We start from the raw sequence: 20624 nt of genomic DNA on the forward strand, positions 1-20624 counted from the left end.
GCCTCAGTAGATGAGGTGGGGCCGGCGGGTCTCCAGCCAGGCGGCTTCATCCGGCGCGGTGATCGCGTCGAGGTCGGCCGCCGCGGCCTGGTCGTCATCGACCCATTCGCGCAGGCCCGGCCCGCCGTTGATCACGTCGATGGCCAGGCGCCCATCTGTGTACTCGTACTTGAACTCCAGCCCGCGCCAGAGCGGGTAGTCGGGGTAGAGCCGGCGGATCGCCTTGAACCCTAGCGCCTGTACGCGCCACGGCCGGAACGCGGCGTGGTCGTACGACGGCTGCTCGGTGTGGATCTGCACGCCGTTGCACAACTTGCCGACGTGCTTGTGGAAGGTGGGCTCAAACCAGATGTCGCGCAGCGTGCAGCCCCCCAGCCACTGCGGCGCGGCCGCGCGCATCTCGGCGATCACGGCGCGGGCGTCGATGTCGGGCGCGCCGAACAGCTCCAGCGGCCGCGTCGTACCGCGCCCCTCCGACAGCGTGACGCCTTCGACCATGACGGTCCCGGCATAGGCCCGCGCCATGGACAGGTTCGGCGCGTTGGGGCTGGGGTTCACCCACGCCCGCTCGCCCAGCGGCCAGCCGTAGCCGGGGCCCGCGCCAGGGTCCCATCCGTCCATCTCGATCACGCGGTAGTCAACGTCCAGGCCGAAGTGGCTGACGAACCAGCGCCCCATCTCGCCCATCGTCAGGCCATGGCGCATCGGCATCGGCCCCGCGCCCACGAAGCTCTCGTAGCCCGGCAGCAGGGTCAGGCCCTCGACGGGTCGTCCCACAGGGTTGGGCCGGTCCAGCACCCACACCGCCTTGCCGTGCTCGGCGGCGGCTTCCAGGACGTAGAGCAGCGTCGTGACGAAGGTGTAGATGCGGCAGCCCAGGTCCTGCAGGTCGACCAGCAGGACGTCGAACGTCTCCATCGACGCCGCCGTCGGCCGTCGCACCTCGCCGTACAGGCTGAAGACCGGTACGCCGTGGACCGGGTCGTTGAAGTCCGGGGACTCCATCATGTTGTCCTGCTTGTCGCCTCGCAGGCCATGCTGCGGCCCGAAGGCGGCCGTCAGGTCGATGCCGTCGCAGGCCGCCAGCGCATCCAGCGCGTGGGTCAGGTCGGAGGTCACCGAGGCCGGGTGCGCCAGCAGGGCCACCCGCTTGCCGGCCAGCGGGCGGCGCAGATCAGGCTCGGACAGAAGGCGGTCGATACCGAATTTCATGGGGATCAGGCGGCAGGAGGCGGCAGGGAAAGGGCGAACGCGTCGGCGTGGTGGAAGTCCGGCTGGCCCGGCGGATGAACCAACGCCCAGTAGGCCCGGGTCCCGTCGTCGGCCTCCAGCACCGCCGACAGGCCCACGCGCCAGGCTTGGTCGGGCGGCAGGTCCGCAAGGCCGCCCACATCCAGCGAGGCCCGCAGCTCGAAGCGCGTCCGCCCACCCTCGGCGTCGATGAAGGGCGCCGGCGTCTCGGGGTCCTCGTCGCGCTCGCGATGGCCGATGAAGGCGTACGCCGCCCACTGGGACGAAGGCGCCAGATTGAACTCGTAGTAGGCCGCCGAACCGGGCGCGCGCAGGAACACTTCGAAGCAGGTGTGCTTCCAGAGCTCGTCCATCCGCGTCGGCGCGGCCCGCGGCGGGGTCTTCAGCGCGGAAACCCGGCCGGTCACCACATAGCTCAGCGTCAGCACCCCACCCGAACCGCGGTCGATGGCGACTTCGACGTGATCGGCGGCGTTGCTGGCGAACTGCGGGTGCGGCGTGAGCTCGACCGACCTCATCGCGCGAACCCGAGCTCGGGCTGGCTGACGGTCTGCGCCTCCTCAGGCAGGTGACAGGTGAAGGTCGCTCCGGCGCCGGGCTCGCTCTCCAGCGCCACCCAGCCGCCATGCAGCTCGGTCAGCGCCTTGACCAGCGCCAGCCCCAGGCCGGGGCCGCCGCGCTCGCGGCCGATGAAGCGGTCGAAGATGTGCGCCTGAACGTGGAACGGGATGCCGCGCCCGGTGTCCGACACCTGCAGCTGCACCTCGCCCACCGCCTTCCGTGCGGCCAGGGTGACCGTGCCGCCGGCGGGCGTCTGGCCGATGGCGTTCTCCATCAGATGGTCCAGCACCTGGGCCAGGCGGCGACGGTCGCCTCGGATCGTGCCGACGTCGGCCGCCGGCTGCAGGATGATCGAGATCTTGTTGGGCTCGGCCTCGTGATGCCACCGGCTGGCGGTCTCGAGCAGCAGGTCGGCGACGTTCACGTCGCTCAGGTCCAGCGCCATCTCGTCGGCGTCAATCTGGGCCATGTCCAGCACGTCGTCGATCGACCGCGCGAGCTGTGTCGCCGCCGTCTTCACCGAGGCGGCATAGCCGCGCGCGCGCTCAGGCAGGGCGTCGCCCGAATGCTCCAGCAGTTCGGAATAGCCGATGATGGTGGTGAGCGGGGTGCGCAGCTCGTAGCTGACGTTGCCGACGAAATCGCGCTTGAGCCGCTCGGCCTCGCTCAGCGCCTGCTCGCGGTCGGCCAGCGCGCTTTCCAGCCGCCGCGCGTCGGTGACGTCGGTGAAGGCGATCAGCGTCGCGCCGTCCGGCAGCGGACGGGTGCGGTACTCGACCATTCGGTCGTCCGACGTCTGGACCTCGCCGGTCATCGGCATGCGCGCCGCGGGATCCGGGTCGGCGACCCGACCCTTCAGCTCGCGCCAGAAACCCATGTCGTGCAGCTTGTGGACGCACAACTCGACCACGCCCTCGAAATCGCCGGCGGCCTCAAGCTGCAGCGGCGTGATGTTCCAGAACCGCTCGAAGCTCTCGTTGTGCAGCCGGATCCGGCCGTCCGAGCCGAACACGGCGACGGCGTCCGACAGCTTGTCCAGCGTCGCCTGCTGCACCTGGATCAGCGCATTGTACTGCGCCTTCATCTTCAGCTCGCCGGTGATGTCCGAGAACAGGATCAGCAGGCCGCCCCGCGGGTGCGGCTGGCGCACCACCCGCAGCGTGCGGCCGTCGGGGAGGCTCCACATGTCGTCGGGCGCGCTCTCCAGCTGTTCGTAGCGGCCCAGCTCGGCGGCCTTCCACTTGGCGTAGTCGGCGGTCTCGGGCAGCCGGCGGCGCTGGCGCAGCCGGTCAAGCACCTCGCCATGGGTCGGCCGCTCGGTGAGCCAGGCCGGCTCCAGGCCCCACAGCTCGGCCAGCGGGGTGTTGTGAAAGCTCACCCGCTTGGCGCGGTCGAAGATCACCACCGCGTCGTCGATGCGGTTGAGGATCTCGTCATGGGCCTCGACGTTGCGCTTCGTCTCCTCGCGGGCCTCCTCCAGATCGGTGAGGTCATCGGTCCAAACGCCGACGCCGCCGCCCTCAAGGGGTTGGGCGGCGATCAGGAAGGCGCGGCGACGGCCGTCGGCCGAAAGCCAGCGCACCGCCTCGCGCCGCTGCCCCAGGTTGGCGGCTTCCGACGCCACGGTGTCGGCGCCCTTGTCGAACGTCAGCCCCCGCTGGGCCGCCTCGTCCAGGCTGGCGACGCCCACGGTCTTCAGCCACGCCGCGTTCACCCAGACGGGCGAGCCGTCGGCCGCCGCGATCCAGGCAGGGCATTGGCGCGCGTTCAGGAAAGCGGCGAAGCGCGGCGCGGTCGGCAGGCCCTGGTCCTCACCCAATGCCGCCGACACCCGCAGCCAGGCCAGCGCCCCCGCGGCCCGCCCCTCGACCGTCACCACGCCCGCGGGGCCCTTGACCTCGAAGGCGCAGGCCTCGCCCCGATCGATCAGCCCACGCAGGCGGCGGGTGTGGTCCGGATCGGCGCGCATCAGGGCGTTGAGCAGGAATTGGGGGTCGGCCTCGGCCAGCCCCAGCGCCTCGCAGCAGACACCCAGGCTTTCCTCGCCCGACGCCAGCAGCGCATGGCCGTCCTCGACCGCCAGCAGGGCGGAATCGAACGCTTCGGCGGAAGCCTGGGCGGTCTCCGCGCCCAGTTCGAGTTGGCGGATGCGCGCCCGCAGCTCCGCGATCCGCCGGTCGGCCGCGCGGCGCTGGGCGAACGCCCACAGGGCGGCCGAAATGGCGAGGCAGACCGCCCCTGCCGCCGCCGCCAGCATCAGTTCGTGCGCGTTCATCGATCCCCGGCGAATCGCTGGCGGTCAGCTTAGGGCCGGACGGCCCTGGCCGCACGTGGCGTCGTGGTCGCGCCGCGCGCTGAACGCGCGGGATTGAGGCCCGCCGATCTTGCCGCCTTGGTGTCGCCGTGCGCTTTGGGCGACAATGCTGACGATGACGGCGATCCTCTATCCCGTGGCCACCAACGCCGAGCAGGCGCTGAGCCGCCCCAAGGGCCGCGCCGCGCGCGAGAGCGACGCGCGACGGCGCGCGGGCGAACCCGTCGTGTTCGCCACCGATCCGGTGGGACCCGCTTTCGCCACCCGCGAGGCCGCGCTCGACGCCTACAGGGGCCGCGTCGAGGACGAGCGCACCGGCGCCACGCCCGAGGCCGAGGATCGCTATTGCCGCCTGATCGAGCAGGTCGCCGAGGGGACGAAGCCGCCGCGCCCGGTCGAGCCAACCTATGCCGACGGCCACCGCTGGCCCGCGCCCGCCAAGGCGCCAAGGACCGTCTGGCGGCTGGCTGTCTCGTACTGGCGGATCGGCACGGCCGATCGGCCGTTGGAAGCGCCACAGGCCCGGGTGGCGCGGAAGTCGGGCGAAGCGCTGGACCCCGAGACTCTGCGCGCCATCACCCGCACGCCGATGCGGCCGACGAAGCCGCAGCAGCCGCTGGACATCGGGCTGTTCGAGGTGCGCCCGCCCGAAGCGCCGCATATCGTGATGCCGGATGAGTGAACATGATCGCTGGGGCCGCGCCCCGTCCCTGGACGAAATGGCCGAGATGGCCGAGCGCGCCTTCGCGGGCCTGCCGGCCCCGTTCCGCAAGATGGCGGGCGAGGTGGTGTTCCGCGTCGACGACTTCCCGGCCGACGATGTCCTGGACGAGCTGAACATCGAGGACCCGTTCGGCCTGACCGGCCTCTATTCCGGCGTCAGCCTGGCCGACCGCTCGGTATTCGGCGACGCGCCCGAACCCAGCCGGGTCTTCCTCTACCGCCGGCCCATCCTCGACGAGTGGGCGGAGAACGGCGAAGTCACGCTGGAGGAACTGGTCACCCACGTCCTGGTCCACGAGATCGGCCACCACTTCGGCCTCTCGGACGGCGACATCGACCTGATCGAAGCCGGCGCCTGATGCGAAAGCACGTTTAGGCCCGGCGCTTGCGGCGCTGTGCGCGGGTCTGTTCGCGGCTCTCGGCCAGGAACTCGAGAAGCTGCGCGATCGGCTGGGGCCGGGCGATCAGGTAGCCCTGGGCCATGTCACAGCCCATGCCGGCCAGCACCGAGAAGCAGGCGTCGGTCTCGATCCCCTCGGCCACCACCTTCAGGCCAAGGCTGTGCGCAAGGTCGATGGTTGAGCGCACGATAAGCGCGTCGCGCTGACTGCCCGTGACGTCGGCCACGATGGAGCGATCCAGTTTCAACTCGTCGCCACGGATCTGCTTCAGATAGGCCAGCGACGACAGCCCCGAGCCATAGTCGTCGATGGAGATCGACACGCCCATGTCGGCGAAGGCCTCCAGCATGCCGAGCGCCACGGCCGGGTTCTCGATGACGGCCGTCTCGGTGATCTCGAAGCAGATGCGGCCGACCGCGTCCTTCAGCGCATCGCGCGCGAAGTCGATGAAGTCGGGTTCCCCCAGCACGCGGCCCGAGATGTTCACCGCCACCGACAGGTCGTAGCCGGCCTCGGCCAGGGCCCGCTGGTCGGCGATGGCGCGACGCACCACCCACTCGGTCAGGGCGCGGATATGGCCCGTCTCCTCGGCCATGGTGATGAAGACGTCGGGGAAGATCATCCCGCGCACCGGATGGTTCCAGCGCACCAGCGCCTCGGTCCCGGTGACGGCGTTCTTGCGCATGTCGAACTTGGGCTGGTGCCACAGGACCAGCTGATCCTGCAGAATGCCGGTCAGCAGGTTCGACATCAGCGATAGGTTGGCGGCGGGGTCGCCATAGGCTTCGGCGTCGAACACCGCGGTCTTGGTGCGGGCGGCGCGGGCCTGGTCGACCGCGATGCTGGCGCGCTCGATTGAAGCGGCCACCTCGTCGCCCTGCAGCGGCGCCAGGCCGATGGACAGCGCCACGTCGATGGGTTCGCCCTGCACCCGCACGGGCTGTTCCAAAGAGAGGAGGAGCCCGGCCACGTGGTCGAGGGCCGCCGCCTCGCCGTCGGCGATCAGCACGAAGCCCAGCATGTCACTGGCGATGCGGGCGACGCCGCAGGTGGGCGCCAGGCCCCCCAGACGGTTGCCCACCATCCGCACGGCCTGGGCCGACAGCTTGTGACCCAGCGCGTGGCGCATGTGGTGGAAGCGGTCGAGACCGAGCGCGCAGACATAGACCTGGCCCTGCGGAAAGTCGGTCAGCCCGGCGACCAGGCGTTCCAACGCGTGGCGGTTGGGCAGGCCCGTATCGTCATCGTGCATCGCCTGGTGGGTGATCTTGCGTTCGCGCTCGCGGATCTCGGCGGCCATGGTGTTGAAGCTCGACGCCAGGCGGCCGATCTCGTCCTCGCCCTTGACCTCCACGTGGGCGTCCTCGCCGCGCTGCAGCCGGTGGGCGGCCTCGTCCAGCTCCGAGATCGGGCGGGTGAGGCTCCGGGCCAGGGCCCAGCTGCCCCAGCTCACCACCGCTAGGCCGACGACGCCCAGCAGGCCGACAATCAGGAGCAGCGGCTCGTAGGGCGCCAGCGCCCGGGCCAAAGGATAGCGCAGCAGCAGCACCGCGCCGCCGCCGGGCTCCAGGCTGGGCAGTGGCTTGACGAGGGCGACCGTGCGGCCGCTCTTCAGACGTAGATCCTGCGGGGTCGGAGGCCTGGCCTTCAGCGAGCGCTCCACCATCTGACGCACGGCGTCCGAGTTCAGTTCGGCCGGCGCGTGGGCGTTGGTCCAGGCCCCGCCGGCGGCGCGGTTCAGCACTACGGCGCTCAGGGGAATTGCGGCCATCTTCTCCAGGGCCTGCATCTCGGCCTCGTCCAACCGTTCGGCGAAGACCACCCAGCCGATCAGTTCGGGCGACAGGATCGGCGCGCTCACAAGCTGGTAGGGCTCGCCCGCGAGGCGGAACACGCCGGACGGGTCGTCGGCGGTCTCGAAGGCCTTCGCCAGTCGGGCCTGGTCGACGTCCGAGAAGCTGGCCCCCACGATCTGGCCCGCGGCGTCGACCATGAACGCGTGGTCCACGTCCATCCGGTTGCGCAGGTTCTCCAGAGCCGACTCGATGGTTGGGGCATCGCCCGTGGCCGCCGCCTCGCGGAAGCCGAAGTCCCTCGACAGCAGACTGGCGCCTTCGCGCAACCGCTCCGAGCGCAGCGACCAGACACGGTCGAACACCGTGCCGGTGGCGGCGAGCTCGGCCCGCACCTGGCGCTGGGCCGCGCCCGAGATCGCCCCGAACACGGCCACCGAGACGACCAGCAGAACCGCGCCGAACAGGGCGGCGTACAGCACGGTCAGGCGGGTGGAGAGGCGGCTGAACATCTCAGCGCACCCCGTGGGTGGCGCGCAGGTCCGCAGACCCGCGCGACCGGGTCGGGGCGCGGCAGGCGACGGCGAACGCAGGGGTCGCGGCGCAATACATCGTCCGCAGGCGTACACGCGGGAGGTGAAAGCGGCGTAAAGCCTGAATTCACAGGACTTTGGCCGCCACTCAAACGCCCGTTTGCCTCGGCCCGGCGGCCTTGGCACAATCGGGCTTTCAGACGTGCATTTTCGAAAGTCGTTCCATTGACCCTTTCCCCTACGGCGGCCAATTCGGCCGCGGCTGATCCGCTCGCCAGCGTCGAATCCCTGATCGAGGGGCTGGGTTCGGTCGGCTACATCGCCTCGCGGCGTATCGCGACGGCGCTCTTCATGTCCGTGAAGCTGCAGAAGCCCATCCTGGTCGAGGGCTCGGCCGGCGTCGGCAAGACCGAACTGGCGCTGTCCACGGCGACCCTGCTCGGCCTGCCGCTGATCCGGATGCAGTGTTACGAGGGCCTCGACGAGTCCAAGGCGCTGTACGAGTGGAAGTACGGAAAGCAGCTGCTCTACACCCAGATCCTCAAGGACCGGATGGGCGAGCAGCTGGCCGATGCGCCCAACATGGAAGCGGCGATGGACCGCCTCCACGGCATGGGCGACCTGTTCTTCTCAGAGCCCTTCCTGGAGCCGCGCCCGCTGATGAAGGCGCTGCGCGAGGACAACGGCTGCGTCCTGCTGGTGGACGAGGTCGACAAGTCGGACGAGGCGTTCGAGGCGTTCCTGCTGGAGGTGCTGTCGGCCTACCAGGTCTCGGTGCCCGAGCTGGGCGTGATCTCGGCCAAGACGCCCCCGCTGGTGTTCCTGACGTCGAACAACGTCCGCGACCTGGGCGACGCGCTCAAGCGCCGCTGCCTGCACCTGCACATCCCGCTGCCCGAGGCGGCGCTGGAAGAGAAGATCGTCGCCAGCCGGGTGCCCGGCATCGAGGCCCGCCTCGTCCGCGAACTGGTGACCTTCGTCCAGACCCTGCGGACGATGGATCTGCGCAAGTCGCCGTCGATTTCCGAGACGGTCGATTGGGCTCGCGCGCTCGTGCTGCTGCACGCCGACAGCCTCTCGGCAGACGTGGTGCGCGACACGCTGAACGTCATCCTCAAGTTCGAGCAGGACATCGGCGCCGTCGAGCCGCAGGTCGTCGAGCTGCTGCACAAGCGCTAGCCCCATGCAGCATACGCTGGAGCTGTTCTTCCGGGCGCTGAGGGCCGCCGACGTAAAGGTCTCGCCAGCCGAAGCCATCGACGCCTCGCGCGCGGTCACCGTCGTCGGATACGCGGACCGGACCCTGTTCCGCGACGCCCTGTGCTCGACGCTGGCCAAGTCGGCCGAGGAGGTCGACCGTTTCGACTCCGTGTTCGAGACGTTCTTCGCGCGCGACTCGGTCTCGGTCCCGCCGCCGTCCAGTTCGCCCCAGGGCGAGCCCAGCGAGAGCGATATGCAGGCCGTGGCCGACTCGCCGCTGGCCCAGGCGGTGCTGCAGGGCGACGCCACCGCGGTCCAGCAGTCGATGGAGGAGGCCGCCCGTCGCGCCGGCGTCGCCGACATCCGCCTGACCACCCAGCGCTCGCGCCTCACCCGCCGGCTGCTGGAGGAGATGGGGCTGGAGGAGATCGAGAAGATCATCGCCAACGCGCGCCGCATGCCCGGCCAGGAGGGCCTGGCCGACCGCCTCGACGAGGCCCGCCGCAACCTGTTCGGACAGGCGCAGTCGTACGTGGCGCGCCAGCACGACCTCTACGCCGCCGGTTCGGCCCGGGAGCTGCGCGAGGAGCGGCTGGCCCGGAAGCAGCTGAACGCCGACGGCGGGGTCGATCCGGTCGACTACCAGCTGATGGCCGCGCTGGTGAAGAAGATGGCCAAGCGGTTGGCCGCCAAGTACTCGCGCCGCCGCCATATCGCCCACAAGGGCCATCTGGACGTCCGCAAGACCCTGCGCCGCAGCCTGGCCTACGGCGGCGTGCCGTTCGACATCCAGTTCAAGGTCAAGAAGGTCGACAAGCCGTCGATCGTGGCGATCTGCGACGTCTCGAAGTCGGTGGCGGCGGCCGCACAGTTCCTGCTGACCTTCCTCTACTCGCTGAACGAGGTGGTCGACCGGCTCGAGGCGTTCGCGTTCTCAGGCCGCATGATCAGCGTGAACGAGATCCTGGACGACCACGGCGTCGAGCAGGCGATCTTCCAGGTGTTGCAGCAGATCGGCTTCCAGCAGACCGACTATGGCCGCTCGCTGCAGGACTTCTCGGAGCAGCATCTCGACAAGCTGGACCGCCGGACGACCGTCATCATCCTGGGCGACGGCCGCTCGAACTTCGCCGACCCGCGGCTGGACCTGATGAAGGAAATCCACGACCGCAGCCGCGCGGTGATCTGGCTGAACCCGGAGCCCGAGAGCTACTGGGCCCAGGGCGACAGCGTCATGCACCGCTACGCCCGGTTCTGCCACGTGGCCAAGCAGTGCGGCACCATCGAGCAGCTCGAGCGCATCATCGACGACGTGCTGCGAAGCTACGTCCCCCACTGAAGCTGAGGGCGCCCGGCGCCTGAGCCGGACGCCCCCGTCGTGTCGTCAGGCCATCACAGGCGTGCGCTGGCGACGACGCAGCATCGCGCCGGCGCCGGCGAAGCCCGAGATCATCAGAGCCCAGGTGGCCGGTTCCGGAACCGCGGCCATCGACGGCGCGAAGGTCACGACGCCGCTGTAGGACGCGTTCCCGCCGCCCACGCCCTTCAACGTCAGGATCTGGGTCGCGCCCGCCGAGACGCCGACGTCGTTGAGCAGCCGGAACTCGTTCTGCCCGACCACCATCGGGGTGAACTCGATGCCGTTGAACGCCACCGAGGACCAGGTGATGTTCTGGCTGCTGGTGCTCATGGTCGACGTCACCACGAAGTCCGCCGTGCCGGTGGGCAGGTCGAAGTTGAACTGGTCGTCGATGACCGTCGTCGTGATGCCGGTGTTGCCGAACGTGAGGGTGAAGCCTCCGTCCGCGCCCACCGGGCCCATATTGATGTAGGTGGCTGCGCTGGCGGCCGAAGCCATCGCCAGCGCGGCGACCGACGCCGCGAGAGAAAGTACAAAGCGGTTCAAACTCATAACTCCGTGTCACATGTCCCCGCGGACGAACACGAAGTTGAAGAGCTGGTTCCAAATATATTTGCGTTATTCTTGGGGAACGAAATTAAGTATTCGCAATTCCATTCTGCAATTCTTCTTTCAGGCGAGTCGATTTTCGACATAGAGGCGTGAGCGTTTACGTCGGCTCCATCAGGAGCTGCGGCCCTCGGTGACGTCGGTGGCGCGCTTGAGCTTGAGCGCCGCGATGATGCCCTCGTGCCGGGCGCGGGTGATGGCGTAGGGCATGAAGATCAGCGCGCCCAGGATGCACATCACCGACGGCAGCGGCCCCCAGGCCAGCACGAGGGTGCGGAGAACGTCGGGGTCCACAATGGCGCCCACATGCCGACCGGCGTCCTTCGGGAAACTCATCAGGTCGAGCGCGAAGCCGCCCACCATGGTCCCCACCCCGGCCGCCGCCTTGCCGGCGAAACCCAGGCCCGAGAAGTAGAGCCCCTCGCGCCGGTGGCCGAACAGGTGCTCGTGCTCCTCGGCCGCGTCGGCCATCATCGACGGATAGGCGATGAAGATCAGGCCGGTGCCGACCCCCGCCACGAACGTGCTGGACAGTAGCCACGGCAGGGCTTCGGTTCCACTGGGCCGGTAGACCCCGGCCGCCCAGATCAGAGGCAGGATCACCCACGCCACGATGACCACCGCGAACCCCAGCAGCACCACCGCCTTCTTCTCCATCCGCCGCAACAGAGGCGGCGTCAGGGGAATGCCGGCCGTAATGCCCAGCAGCAGGGCGTACGAAACAAACTGGATCGTCGCCGGCGGCAGTTTCCAGATGAAGACGAAGGTGTGGTTGTTGAGCGCGCTGTTCACGCCCGCCGCGCTGGCGAACACCAGCATCGAAGCGAACAGGATGCGGAACGAGCGGTTCTTGAAAATCTCGCGCAGCTCCCCGCCCAGGCGCGGCAGCATGGCCGCGGGCCGCTCGGTCGGCTGGGGCAGCGTGGCCGCATAGCGCCAGACGCCGGCGCAGCTGGCCAGGCCGAGCACGAGGATCAGCACGCCCACCGTCCAGCCGAAGGCGGGATAGGCCTCGCCTCTCTGCAGTCCCGCCTCGCCGGTGAAGAAGAAGGCGAAGGCGACGTAGGTGATCGCCACCGTGGCGACGATCCCGCCCAACAGGCGATAGGCCACGATGCGGGCGCGCTCGACGTAGCCGTCGGCCATCTCTCCCCCCAGCGCGAAGTAGGGGATGTTGAACATTGAGGCCGAGGCGCGAACGCCCATCTTGGTGAGTGTCAGCCAGACGAACAGCAGCAGCGGCGACAGGGCCGAGGGGGGCGCGAACAGCAGTCCCATCGTCACCATGGTCAGCGGCGCGCCGATCAGCATCACCGGCAACCGGCGTCCGAATCGCGAGCGCACGCTGTCGGACCACGAACCGATCAGCGGATCGGCCGCGGCGTCCAGGCACATGCTGATGGCCAGGGCGACGCCCACCATCGTCCCGGAGAGCCCAAGAACGGCGGTGTAGTAGAAGAAGATGAAGCTGTTGACCGCCAGGTATCCGGACTCGACCACCTGGCCCAGGCTGTAGAAGAACTTTACCGACCCCGGCGGCTTCAACTCGCCCTCATGCGCCGCATTATCTTGCGCCGGAACGCCCAGACCGTCTGCAACCGACAACTGCTGTTCTCCTTAGGGCGCGGCGGCGCGGGTCCGCCGAAGCGCCGTCATGATCTCGGCATGGCGCACGCGGGTGATGGCGTAGGGGGCGAAGATCAACGCGCCCAGCACGCAGAGCGCCGAGCAGAAGGGTCCCCAGGCCAGGACCAGCCCGACCAGGACGCTCTCGTCGATCACCGCGTCGGGCTGCCGCGCCAGTTCGTGGGGGAAGCGCAGGATGTCGAGCGCGAAGCCGCCCACCATGGTGCCCACCCCGGCGGCCGCCTTGCCGGCGAAGCCCAGGCCCGAGAAGTAGAGCCCCTCCCGCCGATGCCCGAACAGATACTCGTGCTCCTCGGCCGCGTCGGCCATCATCGAGGGGTAGGCGATATAGACCAGCCCCAGACCCAGCCCGACGACAAGTTGGGTGGCCAGCAGCCAGGGCAGCGCCTCCAAGCCCGCGGGCGCGAAGACGCCGCTCGCGCGCACCACGGGCAGCAGCGTCCAGCCCACGATCAGCAGGGCGAACCCCAGCGCCACCACCGTCTTCTTCTCCAGGCGGCGAAGCAGGATCGGCGTGACCGGCACCCCGATCGTGATGCCCACCAGCGAGGCATAGGTCATGAACTGGATCATCTCGGGCCGCAGCTTCCAGACGAAGACGTAGTTGTGGTTGTTGAGCGCCGCGTGGGCCCCCGCCGCGCTGGCGAAGACCACCATCGAGAGGAATAGGATACGGAACGACGGGTTGCGGAAGATCTCGGCCATCTCGCCCACCAGCCGCCGCGCCATCGGCTCGGGCCGCGTCGTCGGCTGAGGCAGCGAGGCGGCGTACCGCCAGATGCCGGCGCACGAGATCAGGCCGCCCACCAGCACAAGGGCCGCGATGGTCCAGCCGAACGCGGGATAGTTCTCAGGCCGCTGCAGCCCACCCTTGCCGGCGAAGAACACCGAATAGGCCACGGCGGTGATCGCCACCGTCACGACGATGCCGCCCAGCAGGCGATAGCCGGCGATCCTGGATCGCTCGGCGTAGCCGTCGGCCATCTCGCCGCCCAGGGCGAAGAACGGGATGTTGAACACTGAGGCGAAGGCGCGCACGGCCATCTTGGTCACGGTGAGCCACAGGAACAACATGAAGGGCGTCAGCGCCGAGGGCGGAGCGAACAGCAGGCCCATGCTGACCATGGTCAACGGCGCGCCGATCAGCATCAGCGGCAGGCGCCGCCCGTACTTCGAGCGCACGCTGTCCGACCACGAGCCGATGATGGGATCGAAAGCCGCATCCAGGCACATGCTGATCGCCACGGCGGCGCCCACCATGCTGCCCGACAGGCCCAGGACGGCGGTGTAGTAGAAGAACACGAACCCGTTGACGGCGATGTAGCCGGACTCGACGACCTGCCCCACGCTGTAGAAGAACTTGACCGCCGCCGGCGGCCGCAGCTCGCCGTCATGCGCCGCAACTTCAGGCGTCGCAGGGACGCCCGCACCTTCCACGACCGCCACCTGGTTCCTCCCGAGCGGTTCTTGTCGGGAAGAACGGTATCCCCCTTGCAGCCCCTGGCAACGCTGACGCCACGTCACGGGACGCGGCGACAACTCACGGCTCGGGCGAGACCTGGATCAGCAGCTTGCCGTCATGGGCGCCGGTGAACAGGCGCTGGAGGGACTCCATGGCCCCTTCCAGGCCCTGGTCGACGTGGACCTTCCACTTCAGCTTGCCTTCCATCACCCACGGAATCAGCTCGGCCATCGCTTCGCCAGCGCGGGGCAGGAAGTCGGTGACGATGAAGCCGCGGATGGTGATCCGGTGCATCAGCGTACGGGAGAAGTCAGTGGGGCCCGACGGCCTGCTGTCGTCGTTGTACGTCGAGATCATGCCGCACAGGGGCATCCGGCTGTAGTTGTTCATCCGGTTGAACACGGCGTCCATGATGTCGCCGCCCACGTTCTCGAAGTTGACGTCGATCCCGTTCGGGCAGAGCCGGTCCAGGGCGGCGCCCACGTCCTCGCTCTTGTAGTCGATGGCCCCGTCGAACCCGAGCTCGCCCGTCAGCCAGTCGCACTTGGCCTTGCCGCCGGCGATGCCGATGACCCGCGCGCCCTTTAGCTTGGCGATCTGGCCCGCGATCGAGCCGACCGCGCCGGCCGCGGCCGAGACCACGACCGTCTCGCCCGCCTGCGGCTTGCCGATGTCGCACATGCCGAACCAGGCCGTGAGCCCCGTGGCGCCCAGCACGCTCATGTAGGCGGTCAGCGGCACGCCGGGCAGTTGCGGCGTGGGCATCAGCATCCCCCCATTGGCGATGACGTGGCTGGTCCACCCGCCCAGGCCGGTGTTGACCACGTCGCCCTGCTTGAAGCGATCCGAGCGCGAGCGCTCGACCACGCCGATCGACCCGCCGCGCATCGTGTCACCGATCTGCACCGGCGGCATGTACTGGTCCTGGTCGCTCATCCAGATGCGGTTGGTGGGGTCCAGCGACAGGTACAGCGTCCGGACCAGCACCTCGCCGTCGGCCAGGTCGCGGACTTGCTCCTCGACCAGCTCCAGGTCGCCCGGCTGGATCTCGCCGGTCGGCCGGCGCCGCAGCACCCATCGCTTCAGGTTGGCCATTGACGTTTCCTCGCTCTCACCATGTGTCCACAAAGGGACGCTTCTTGCCCGCGCGCGCCGGCGGGATCGGACAGGACTTCATTCCACGCACCAGCCAGGCGCGTGTCTCGGCCGGGTCGATGACGGCGTCGATTTCCAGGACGGACGCCACCGACAGCGCCTTACCCGTTTCGTACATGCGGCCGACCAGCTTCTCGAACAGCGCCTGCTTGGCGGCCGGATCCGGCTGGGAGTCCAGCTCCTTGCGATAACCCAGGCGCACGGCGCCTTCGAGCCCCATCGGTCCGAATTCAGCGGTCGGCCAGGCGATCGTCATGGCCGGGGCCGAGAAGTCGCCGCCCGCCATCGCCTGGGCCCCAAGGCCGTAACCCTTGCGCAACACCACCGTGAACAGGGGCACCGTGAGACTGGTCGCCGTGACCATCAGGCGCGATCCGCGGCGGACGGCGGCGGCCTCCTCGCTGGCCGGCCCCACCATGAACCCGGGCGTGTCGCACAGCGACAGCACCGGCACATCGAAGGCGTCACACAGCTGCAGGAAGCGACCGGCCTTCTCGGCGCCCTCGGCGTCGATTGCGCCGCCCAGGTGGCGCGGGTCGTTGGCGAAGAGGCCCATGGGCCGTCCCTCCACCCGCAGGAACCCTGTGATGACGCCCCGCCCATAGCCGCCGCGCAGTTCGATCCACGTCCCGACGTCGGCGAGCGTTCGGATCACCTCGCGCACGTCGTAGGCGCGGACCCGGTTCTCCGGGATCAGGTGGCGCAGTCGCCGTTGGTCGTCGCAGGTCCAGTCGCGCAGCCGCCCCTGGAACATGCCCAGGATGTGCTTGGCCGCGGCCGTCGCCTCGGCCTCGTCCTCGGCGAGAACGTCGATCGAGCCGTTGGCGAACATCACGTCCGAGGGACCGATCTGGTCCGGCGTGAACACGCCCAGCCCGCCGCCCTCGATCATCGCGGGACCACCCAACCCGATGTTGGAGTTGCGCGTGGCGATCGTGACGTCCGCGCAGCCGAAGAAGATGGCGTTGCCCGCGAAGCATCGGCCGGAGTTGACCGAGATGCGCGGCGCAAGACCCGACAGCCGCGCGAAGGTGGTGAAGCTGGTGGTGTCCAGCGACGAGGCCGAGAGCTGGCCGACGTCCACGTCGCCGGGCCGCCCGCCGCCGCCCTCGGTGTACCAGATGACCGGCGCCTTCCAGTGCTCGGCGAACTCGAGCACCCGGTCGGTCTTCTTGTGGTTGAAGTGGCCCTGCGTGCCGGCCAGCACCGTGTAATCGTAGGCCAGCCCCACGCAGCGCGCCCGATCCTCGCCGAACAGCGCGGCGTTCACCTCGCCCACGCCGGCGACCATGCCGTCGGCCGGCGTGTTGACCTGCAGGTCGGCCAGGTCCCGTCGCCGACGCTGGGCCGCGATCGCCATGGCGCCGTACTCGCTGAAGCTCCCGGGGTCGAACAGGTCGTCAAGGTTCTCGCGCGCCGTGCGCTGGCCGGTCTTGCGGCGTCGCGCCACCGCGTCGGGGCGCGCGCCGTCCAGCGTGATGCGGTGGCGCTCGATCACCTCGCCCAGGTCCGGACGGATGTAATCGAGGTCGATCGCCGCTTCCGCGTCGTCGACCCCGCCCGCGTCTTCGATGGCCTCGATGAAGGCCAGGGGACCGCCCTCGAACACGGTCTCGCCCATCTCGACGGCCAATCCCCGAACAATCCCCGCGGCGTCGGCGGAGATGACATGCTCCATCTTCATCGCCTCGAGAATGACCAGGGTCTGGCCTCGCCGGACCGTGTCGCCCACCTGGGCCGCCAGTCCGATGACCGTGCCCTGGAGAGGCGATCGCAGGGCCTGGGCGCCGGCCGGGGCGTCAGGCTCGGCCGGGGCCGCCTGCGCCGAGCCCGAGGCGACCGTCGCTTCGAAGTAGAGGCGGGGATGAGCCTCCGGGGCCTTCACCAGGTCTGCGATGTGCTCGTCGATGAAACGGGTGTGGACGTCGCCCCGCGCCACGGCCGGATGGGCCAGCAGGCTCTGCAGGAAGGCGATGTTGGTGGGCGAGCCGTCGATGCGGAACTCGGACAGCGCGCGATAGGCCTTCGCCACCGCCCGATCCAGATCGCCGTCTGCGGCATGCACGATCAGCTTGGCCAAGAGGCTGTCGAAGCGGGCGCTGGTCCGGTAGCCCGAATAGCCGAAGCCATCCACGCGCACGCCCGGGCCTGACGGCGGCTCGAACACCGAAAGCGTCCCCCCGGCCGGTCGCGCCGATCCATCGGGCGCCATGGTCTCCAGGTTGATCCGCGCCTGCACCGCATGCCCCCGCGGCGCGGGGACGCGGTCCTGGGTCAGCCCCAGGTCGGCCAGCGAGCGGCCGGCGGCGATCTGCAACTGCAGGCGGACGAGGTCGAGGCCGATGACCTCCTCGGTGACCGTGTGCTCCACCTGCAGGCGCGCATTGCCTTCGATGAAGACGACGTCGTTGTCCCCTTCTCCAGCATTGGCCACCAGGAATTCCATGGTGCCCAAACTACGGTATCCGGCGGCCTGCCCCAGCGCGACCCCATAACCGAACAACCGCTCGCGGACGGCCATCGGCAGGGTGTCGGCGGGCGCGATCTCGATCACCTTCTGCCGCTGACGCTGCAGCGAGCACTCGCGATCCCAGAGGTGGATGACGCGCTCCCCATCGCCCACGACCTGGACTTCCAGATGCCGGGCGCGCGACAGGAACCGCTCGACATAGAGGTCGCCGTTGCCGAACGCGGCCTTGGCCTCCGAGGCGCAGCGCGCGAAGGCCTGCTCCAGTTCGTCCGGCGTCGTGGCGGGCCGCATGCCGCGCCCGCCCCCGCCGGCCACCGCCTTGACCATCACCGCGCCGTGCGTGGCGAGGAACGCCTGGGCCTGCGCCAGCGTCGTCGGGCCATCCGTACCCGACAGCACCGGCACGCCGCACTGCTGGGCCAGCGCCCGGGCGCGGCCCTTGTCGCCGAACAGCTCCAGGGTCTCGGGGCTCGGCCCCACGAACGTCAGCCCTGCCGCCGCGCAAGCCCGCGCGAAGGCCGCATTCTCGGACAGGAACCCGTAGCCCGGATGCACCGCGTCGGCGCCGGCGGCCTTGGCCACGGCCACCACCTGGTCGATGTCGAGGTAGGCCGCGGGGCCCGAGCCCTTCAGCGCCACCGCCTCGTCCGTCTTGCGAATGTGCAGCGAGGCCGCGTCGTCCTCGGAGAAGACCGCCACCGTCGACAGCCCCATCTCGGCGGCCGTCCTCGCGATGCGCACCGCGATCTCACCCCGGTTGGCGATCAGAAGCCTGTGCACGGACGTCCCCTCAAACACTTGTTGGGACGCATCATGCGCACCGGGGCGCGCGCGCCAAGGCCGCTTGTTCAATTCCTTGCGGCTTGTGAGCGCGGGAGCCGCCAACGCAAAGGGCCTCCGCTCTCGCGGAGGCCCTCGCGTCTGATGCGGCGCCGTCCTTACGCCTTCAGCATGTCCGGCGTGATCGGCAGGCTGCGGATGCGCTTGCCGGTGGCGGCGAAGATCGCGTTTGTCACCGCCGGCAGGGCCGGCGGCAGCGCCGGTTCGCCCAGGCCGGTCGGCGGGAACTCGGTCTTCAGGAACTTCACCTCCACCGGGAAGGATTCGGCGATCCGCATGAGCGGATAGTCGGTGAAGTTCGACTGCTGGACCGCGCCGCCATCGATGGTGATCTGCTGGTGCAGCGCCTCGGACACGCCGTCCAGGACCGAGCCCTGGACCTGGTTCAGCGCGCCGTGCGGGTTGATGATCGTGTGGCCCACGTCGGCCGCCACCCACACCTTCTTGACCTTCACCGAGCCGTCGTCCGCCACCGCCACATGGGCCACCTCGGCGAAGTAGCCCTGGTGGCTGTAGTAGCAGGCGACGCCCATGCCCTCGCCCTTGGGCAGCTTGCCGCGCTTGTCCCAGCCCGACATCTCGCCGGCGGCCTTCAGCACGCCGCGCATGCGCCCGGCGCCGAACGCGGCCGGCGGCTGGCCGACCACCGCCTGATCGCCCAGCAGCTTGATCTGGAACGCCAGCGGGTCGGCGCCCGCCGCGTGCGCCATCTCGTCGATGAACGACTGGAAGACGAACGACAGGGCGTTCGAGCCCGGCGCCCGCAGCGGCCCGGTCGGGATCGCCATCGGGATCATCGAGACGTCGTACTTCACATTGGGCACGAACCGGGCCGGGAACTCGGTAGCCGGCATGCCCGCGCTGGCCGCGATCGCGCCGTTCTGCGAGAAGGTCACGAAGTGGTCCTGCAGCGCGATCAGGTTGCCCTGCGCGTCCACGCCGCCCTTCAGATAGTGGTACCCGCCTGGCCGGTAGTGGTCGTGGGCCATGTCGTCTTCTCGGGTCCACAGCAGCTTGACCGGCGCGCCGGCCTCGCGGGCCACCCAGGCCGCCTCGACCATGTAATCGTTGGCCAGACGCCGGCCGAAGCCGCCGCCGCCGCGGACCATGTGAACCGTGATGTCCTCGGGCTTGATCCCCAGGGTCCTGGCCGTCAGCTGGCGGCCCGGCTCGGGGTTCTGGGTCGGCGCCCAGATCTCGAGCTTGCCGTCCTTAAACTCGGCCGTGCAGTTCTGCGGCTCGAGGTTGGCATGGCTGAGGAACGGATAGCTGTAGGCGGCCTCGACCGTCTTGGCCGAGGCTTTGAGCGCCGCGGCCACGTCCCCGTCGTTGCGGGCATTGCGTTGCGGCGCGCCCGCGTTCAGCGCGGCCGCCTGTTCGGCGAAGCTCTTGGTCGACTGGGCCTGGGTGGGATGGTCGGCCCACTTCACGTTCAGCCTGTCGCGACCCTTCTTGGCCGCCCACCAGCTGTCGGCGACCACGGCCACCGAGGGCAGCAGACCCTGGCCGATGTTGCCGGTCGGGAACAGCCCGTTCGGGTCGCCGTCGATGACGATGACCTTCTTCACGCCCTTGACCGCCTTGGCGGCCTCGACGTCGGCGCTGGCCACCTTGGCCCCAAACACCGGCGCCTTGACGATGCTGGCGTACAGCATGCCCGGGCGGACCTGATCGATACCGAACAGCGGCTGGCCGGTAACGATCTTCTCGACATCGTACTGAGCCATCGGCTTGCCGATGATGCGGTAGGTCTTGGGATCCTTCAGCGTCAGCGACTTGGGATCCGGCGGCGTCACACTGGCGCAGGCCAGGGCCAGCGAGCCGTAGCTGCGCTTCTTGCCCGAAGGCTTGTGGATCACCTCGCCCGGCGCGGTGACACAGTCGGCGGGGCCGCAGTTCCACGCGGTGGCGGCGGCCTGGATCAGCATGGCGCGCGCCACGGCGCCCACGCGGCGCAACTCGTCCCAGTGCAGCGGGGTGGCCATCGAGCCGCCGGCGAACTGGCGGCCGAACGCCTTCGGATCATTGTCGGCCTGGACGATGCGGACATCCTCCCACGCCACGTCCAGTTCCTCGGCGATCAGCATGGGCAGCATCGTCTTGATGCCCTGGCCCACCTCGGGGTTCTTGGCGGTGATGGTGACAATGCCGTTCGGCGCCACGCTGACGTAGGCGTTCAGCGGACGAACCGCGTCATCCTGCGCCTGGGCCTTGCCCGCCAGCGAGAAGCCCAGGGTGAGGCCGCCGGCCGAGACGCTGACCAGAACCTGGCGACGGTTGGCTTTGAGATCGTGATAGGTCATGG

At 69.4% G+C, this 20624-nt stretch carries 14 protein-coding genes; 4 read left to right on the forward strand and 10 right to left on the reverse strand.

The features are described 5' to 3' along the window. Window positions 1-3 precede the first annotated feature (3 nt). The 3 genes from EPN98_RS08345 to EPN98_RS08355 are packed head-to-tail and all read right to left on the reverse strand — an operon-like array spanning window position 4 to window position 4087. The gene (locus EPN98_RS08345) at window positions 4-1212 is read right to left on the reverse strand and encodes a DUF1343 domain-containing protein (RefSeq protein WP_293362220.1); all 1209 of its coding nucleotides are present in this window, start codon (window positions 1210-1212) and stop codon (window positions 4-6) included. A 5-nt stretch (window positions 1213-1217) separates the two neighbouring features. Beyond that, window positions 1218-1769, reverse strand: coding sequence for a DOMON-like domain-containing protein (locus EPN98_RS08350; RefSeq protein WP_293362221.1), 552 nt, complete (start codon window positions 1767-1769; stop codon window positions 1218-1220). Then, window positions 1766-4087: a PAS domain-containing sensor histidine kinase gene (locus EPN98_RS08355; RefSeq protein ID WP_293362222.1), complete on the reverse strand. Its 2322-nt coding sequence runs from the start codon at window positions 4085-4087 to the stop codon at window positions 1766-1768. Before EPN98_RS08355 ends, EPN98_RS08350 begins: the two co-directional genes overlap by 4 nt. A 145-nt stretch (window positions 4088-4232) precedes the next feature. Between EPN98_RS08355 and EPN98_RS08360 the strand changes: the two genes are divergently transcribed. Both EPN98_RS08360 and EPN98_RS08365 read left to right on the forward strand, forming a co-directional pair. Then, entirely contained in the window at window positions 4233-4808 is a 576-nt protein-coding gene (locus tag EPN98_RS08360; RefSeq protein WP_293362223.1) for a hypothetical protein, read from the forward strand. Next, window positions 4801-5208, forward strand: a complete 408-nt coding sequence (locus EPN98_RS08365; protein ID WP_293362224.1) for a metallopeptidase family protein — start codon at window positions 4801-4803, stop codon at window positions 5206-5208. The genes EPN98_RS08360 and EPN98_RS08365 overlap by 8 nt, the downstream gene beginning before the upstream one ends. Window positions 5209-5221: 13 nt before the next feature. On the opposite strand, the gene EPN98_RS08370 is transcribed toward EPN98_RS08365, so the two are convergent. Beyond that, window positions 5222-7555: an EAL domain-containing protein gene (locus EPN98_RS08370; protein ID WP_293362225.1), complete on the reverse strand. Its 2334-nt coding sequence runs from the start codon at window positions 7553-7555 to the stop codon at window positions 5222-5224. A 246-nt stretch (window positions 7556-7801) separates the two neighbouring features. Between EPN98_RS08370 and EPN98_RS08375 the strand changes: the two genes are divergently transcribed. Both EPN98_RS08375 and EPN98_RS08380 read left to right on the forward strand, forming a co-directional pair. After that, window positions 7802-8755, forward strand: a complete 954-nt coding sequence (locus EPN98_RS08375; protein WP_293362226.1) for a MoxR family ATPase — start codon at window positions 7802-7804, stop codon at window positions 8753-8755. Window positions 8756-8759: 4 nt separating this feature from the next. Further along, window positions 8760-10115, forward strand: a complete 1356-nt coding sequence (locus EPN98_RS08380) for a VWA domain-containing protein (protein WP_293362227.1) — start codon at window positions 8760-8762, stop codon at window positions 10113-10115. 45 nt (window positions 10116-10160) lie between these two features. Here the strand turns inward: EPN98_RS08380 and EPN98_RS08385 are convergent, their stop codons facing one another. From EPN98_RS08385 to EPN98_RS08410, 6 genes are all read right to left on the reverse strand, one after another. Next, window positions 10161-10682 (reverse strand): FxDxF family PEP-CTERM protein, encoded by a 522-nt coding sequence (locus EPN98_RS08385; protein ID WP_293362228.1) that lies wholly within the window; start codon window positions 10680-10682, stop codon window positions 10161-10163. 177 nt (window positions 10683-10859) lie between these two features. Beyond that, on the reverse strand, window positions 10860-12350 hold the full coding sequence (locus tag EPN98_RS08390; protein ID WP_293362229.1) for an MFS transporter: 1491 nt from the start codon (window positions 12348-12350) through the stop codon (window positions 10860-10862). Window positions 12351-12362: 12 nt separating this feature from the next. Continuing rightward, window positions 12363-13838 (reverse strand): MFS transporter, encoded by a 1476-nt coding sequence (locus tag EPN98_RS08395; protein WP_293362230.1) that lies wholly within the window; start codon window positions 13836-13838, stop codon window positions 12363-12365. Window positions 13839-13932: 94 nt separating this feature from the next. Continuing rightward, complete coding sequence (locus tag EPN98_RS08400; RefSeq protein ID WP_293362231.1) at window positions 13933-14949, reverse strand: NADP-dependent oxidoreductase; 1017 nt, start codon at window positions 14947-14949, stop codon at window positions 13933-13935. Window positions 14950-14965: 16 nt separating this feature from the next. Further along, window positions 14966-18259, reverse strand: a complete 3294-nt coding sequence (locus EPN98_RS08405; RefSeq protein WP_293362232.1) for a carboxyl transferase domain-containing protein — start codon at window positions 18257-18259, stop codon at window positions 14966-14968. Window positions 18260-18417: 158 nt separating this feature from the next. Then, window positions 18418-20622, reverse strand: coding sequence for a xanthine dehydrogenase family protein molybdopterin-binding subunit (locus EPN98_RS08410; RefSeq protein WP_293362233.1), 2205 nt, complete (start codon window positions 20620-20622; stop codon window positions 18418-18420). Window positions 20623-20624: the final 2 nt, after the last annotated feature.

This window comes from Phenylobacterium sp., from assembly GCF_004299445.1.
GTDB lineage: Bacteria > Pseudomonadota > Alphaproteobacteria > Caulobacterales > Caulobacteraceae > Phenylobacterium.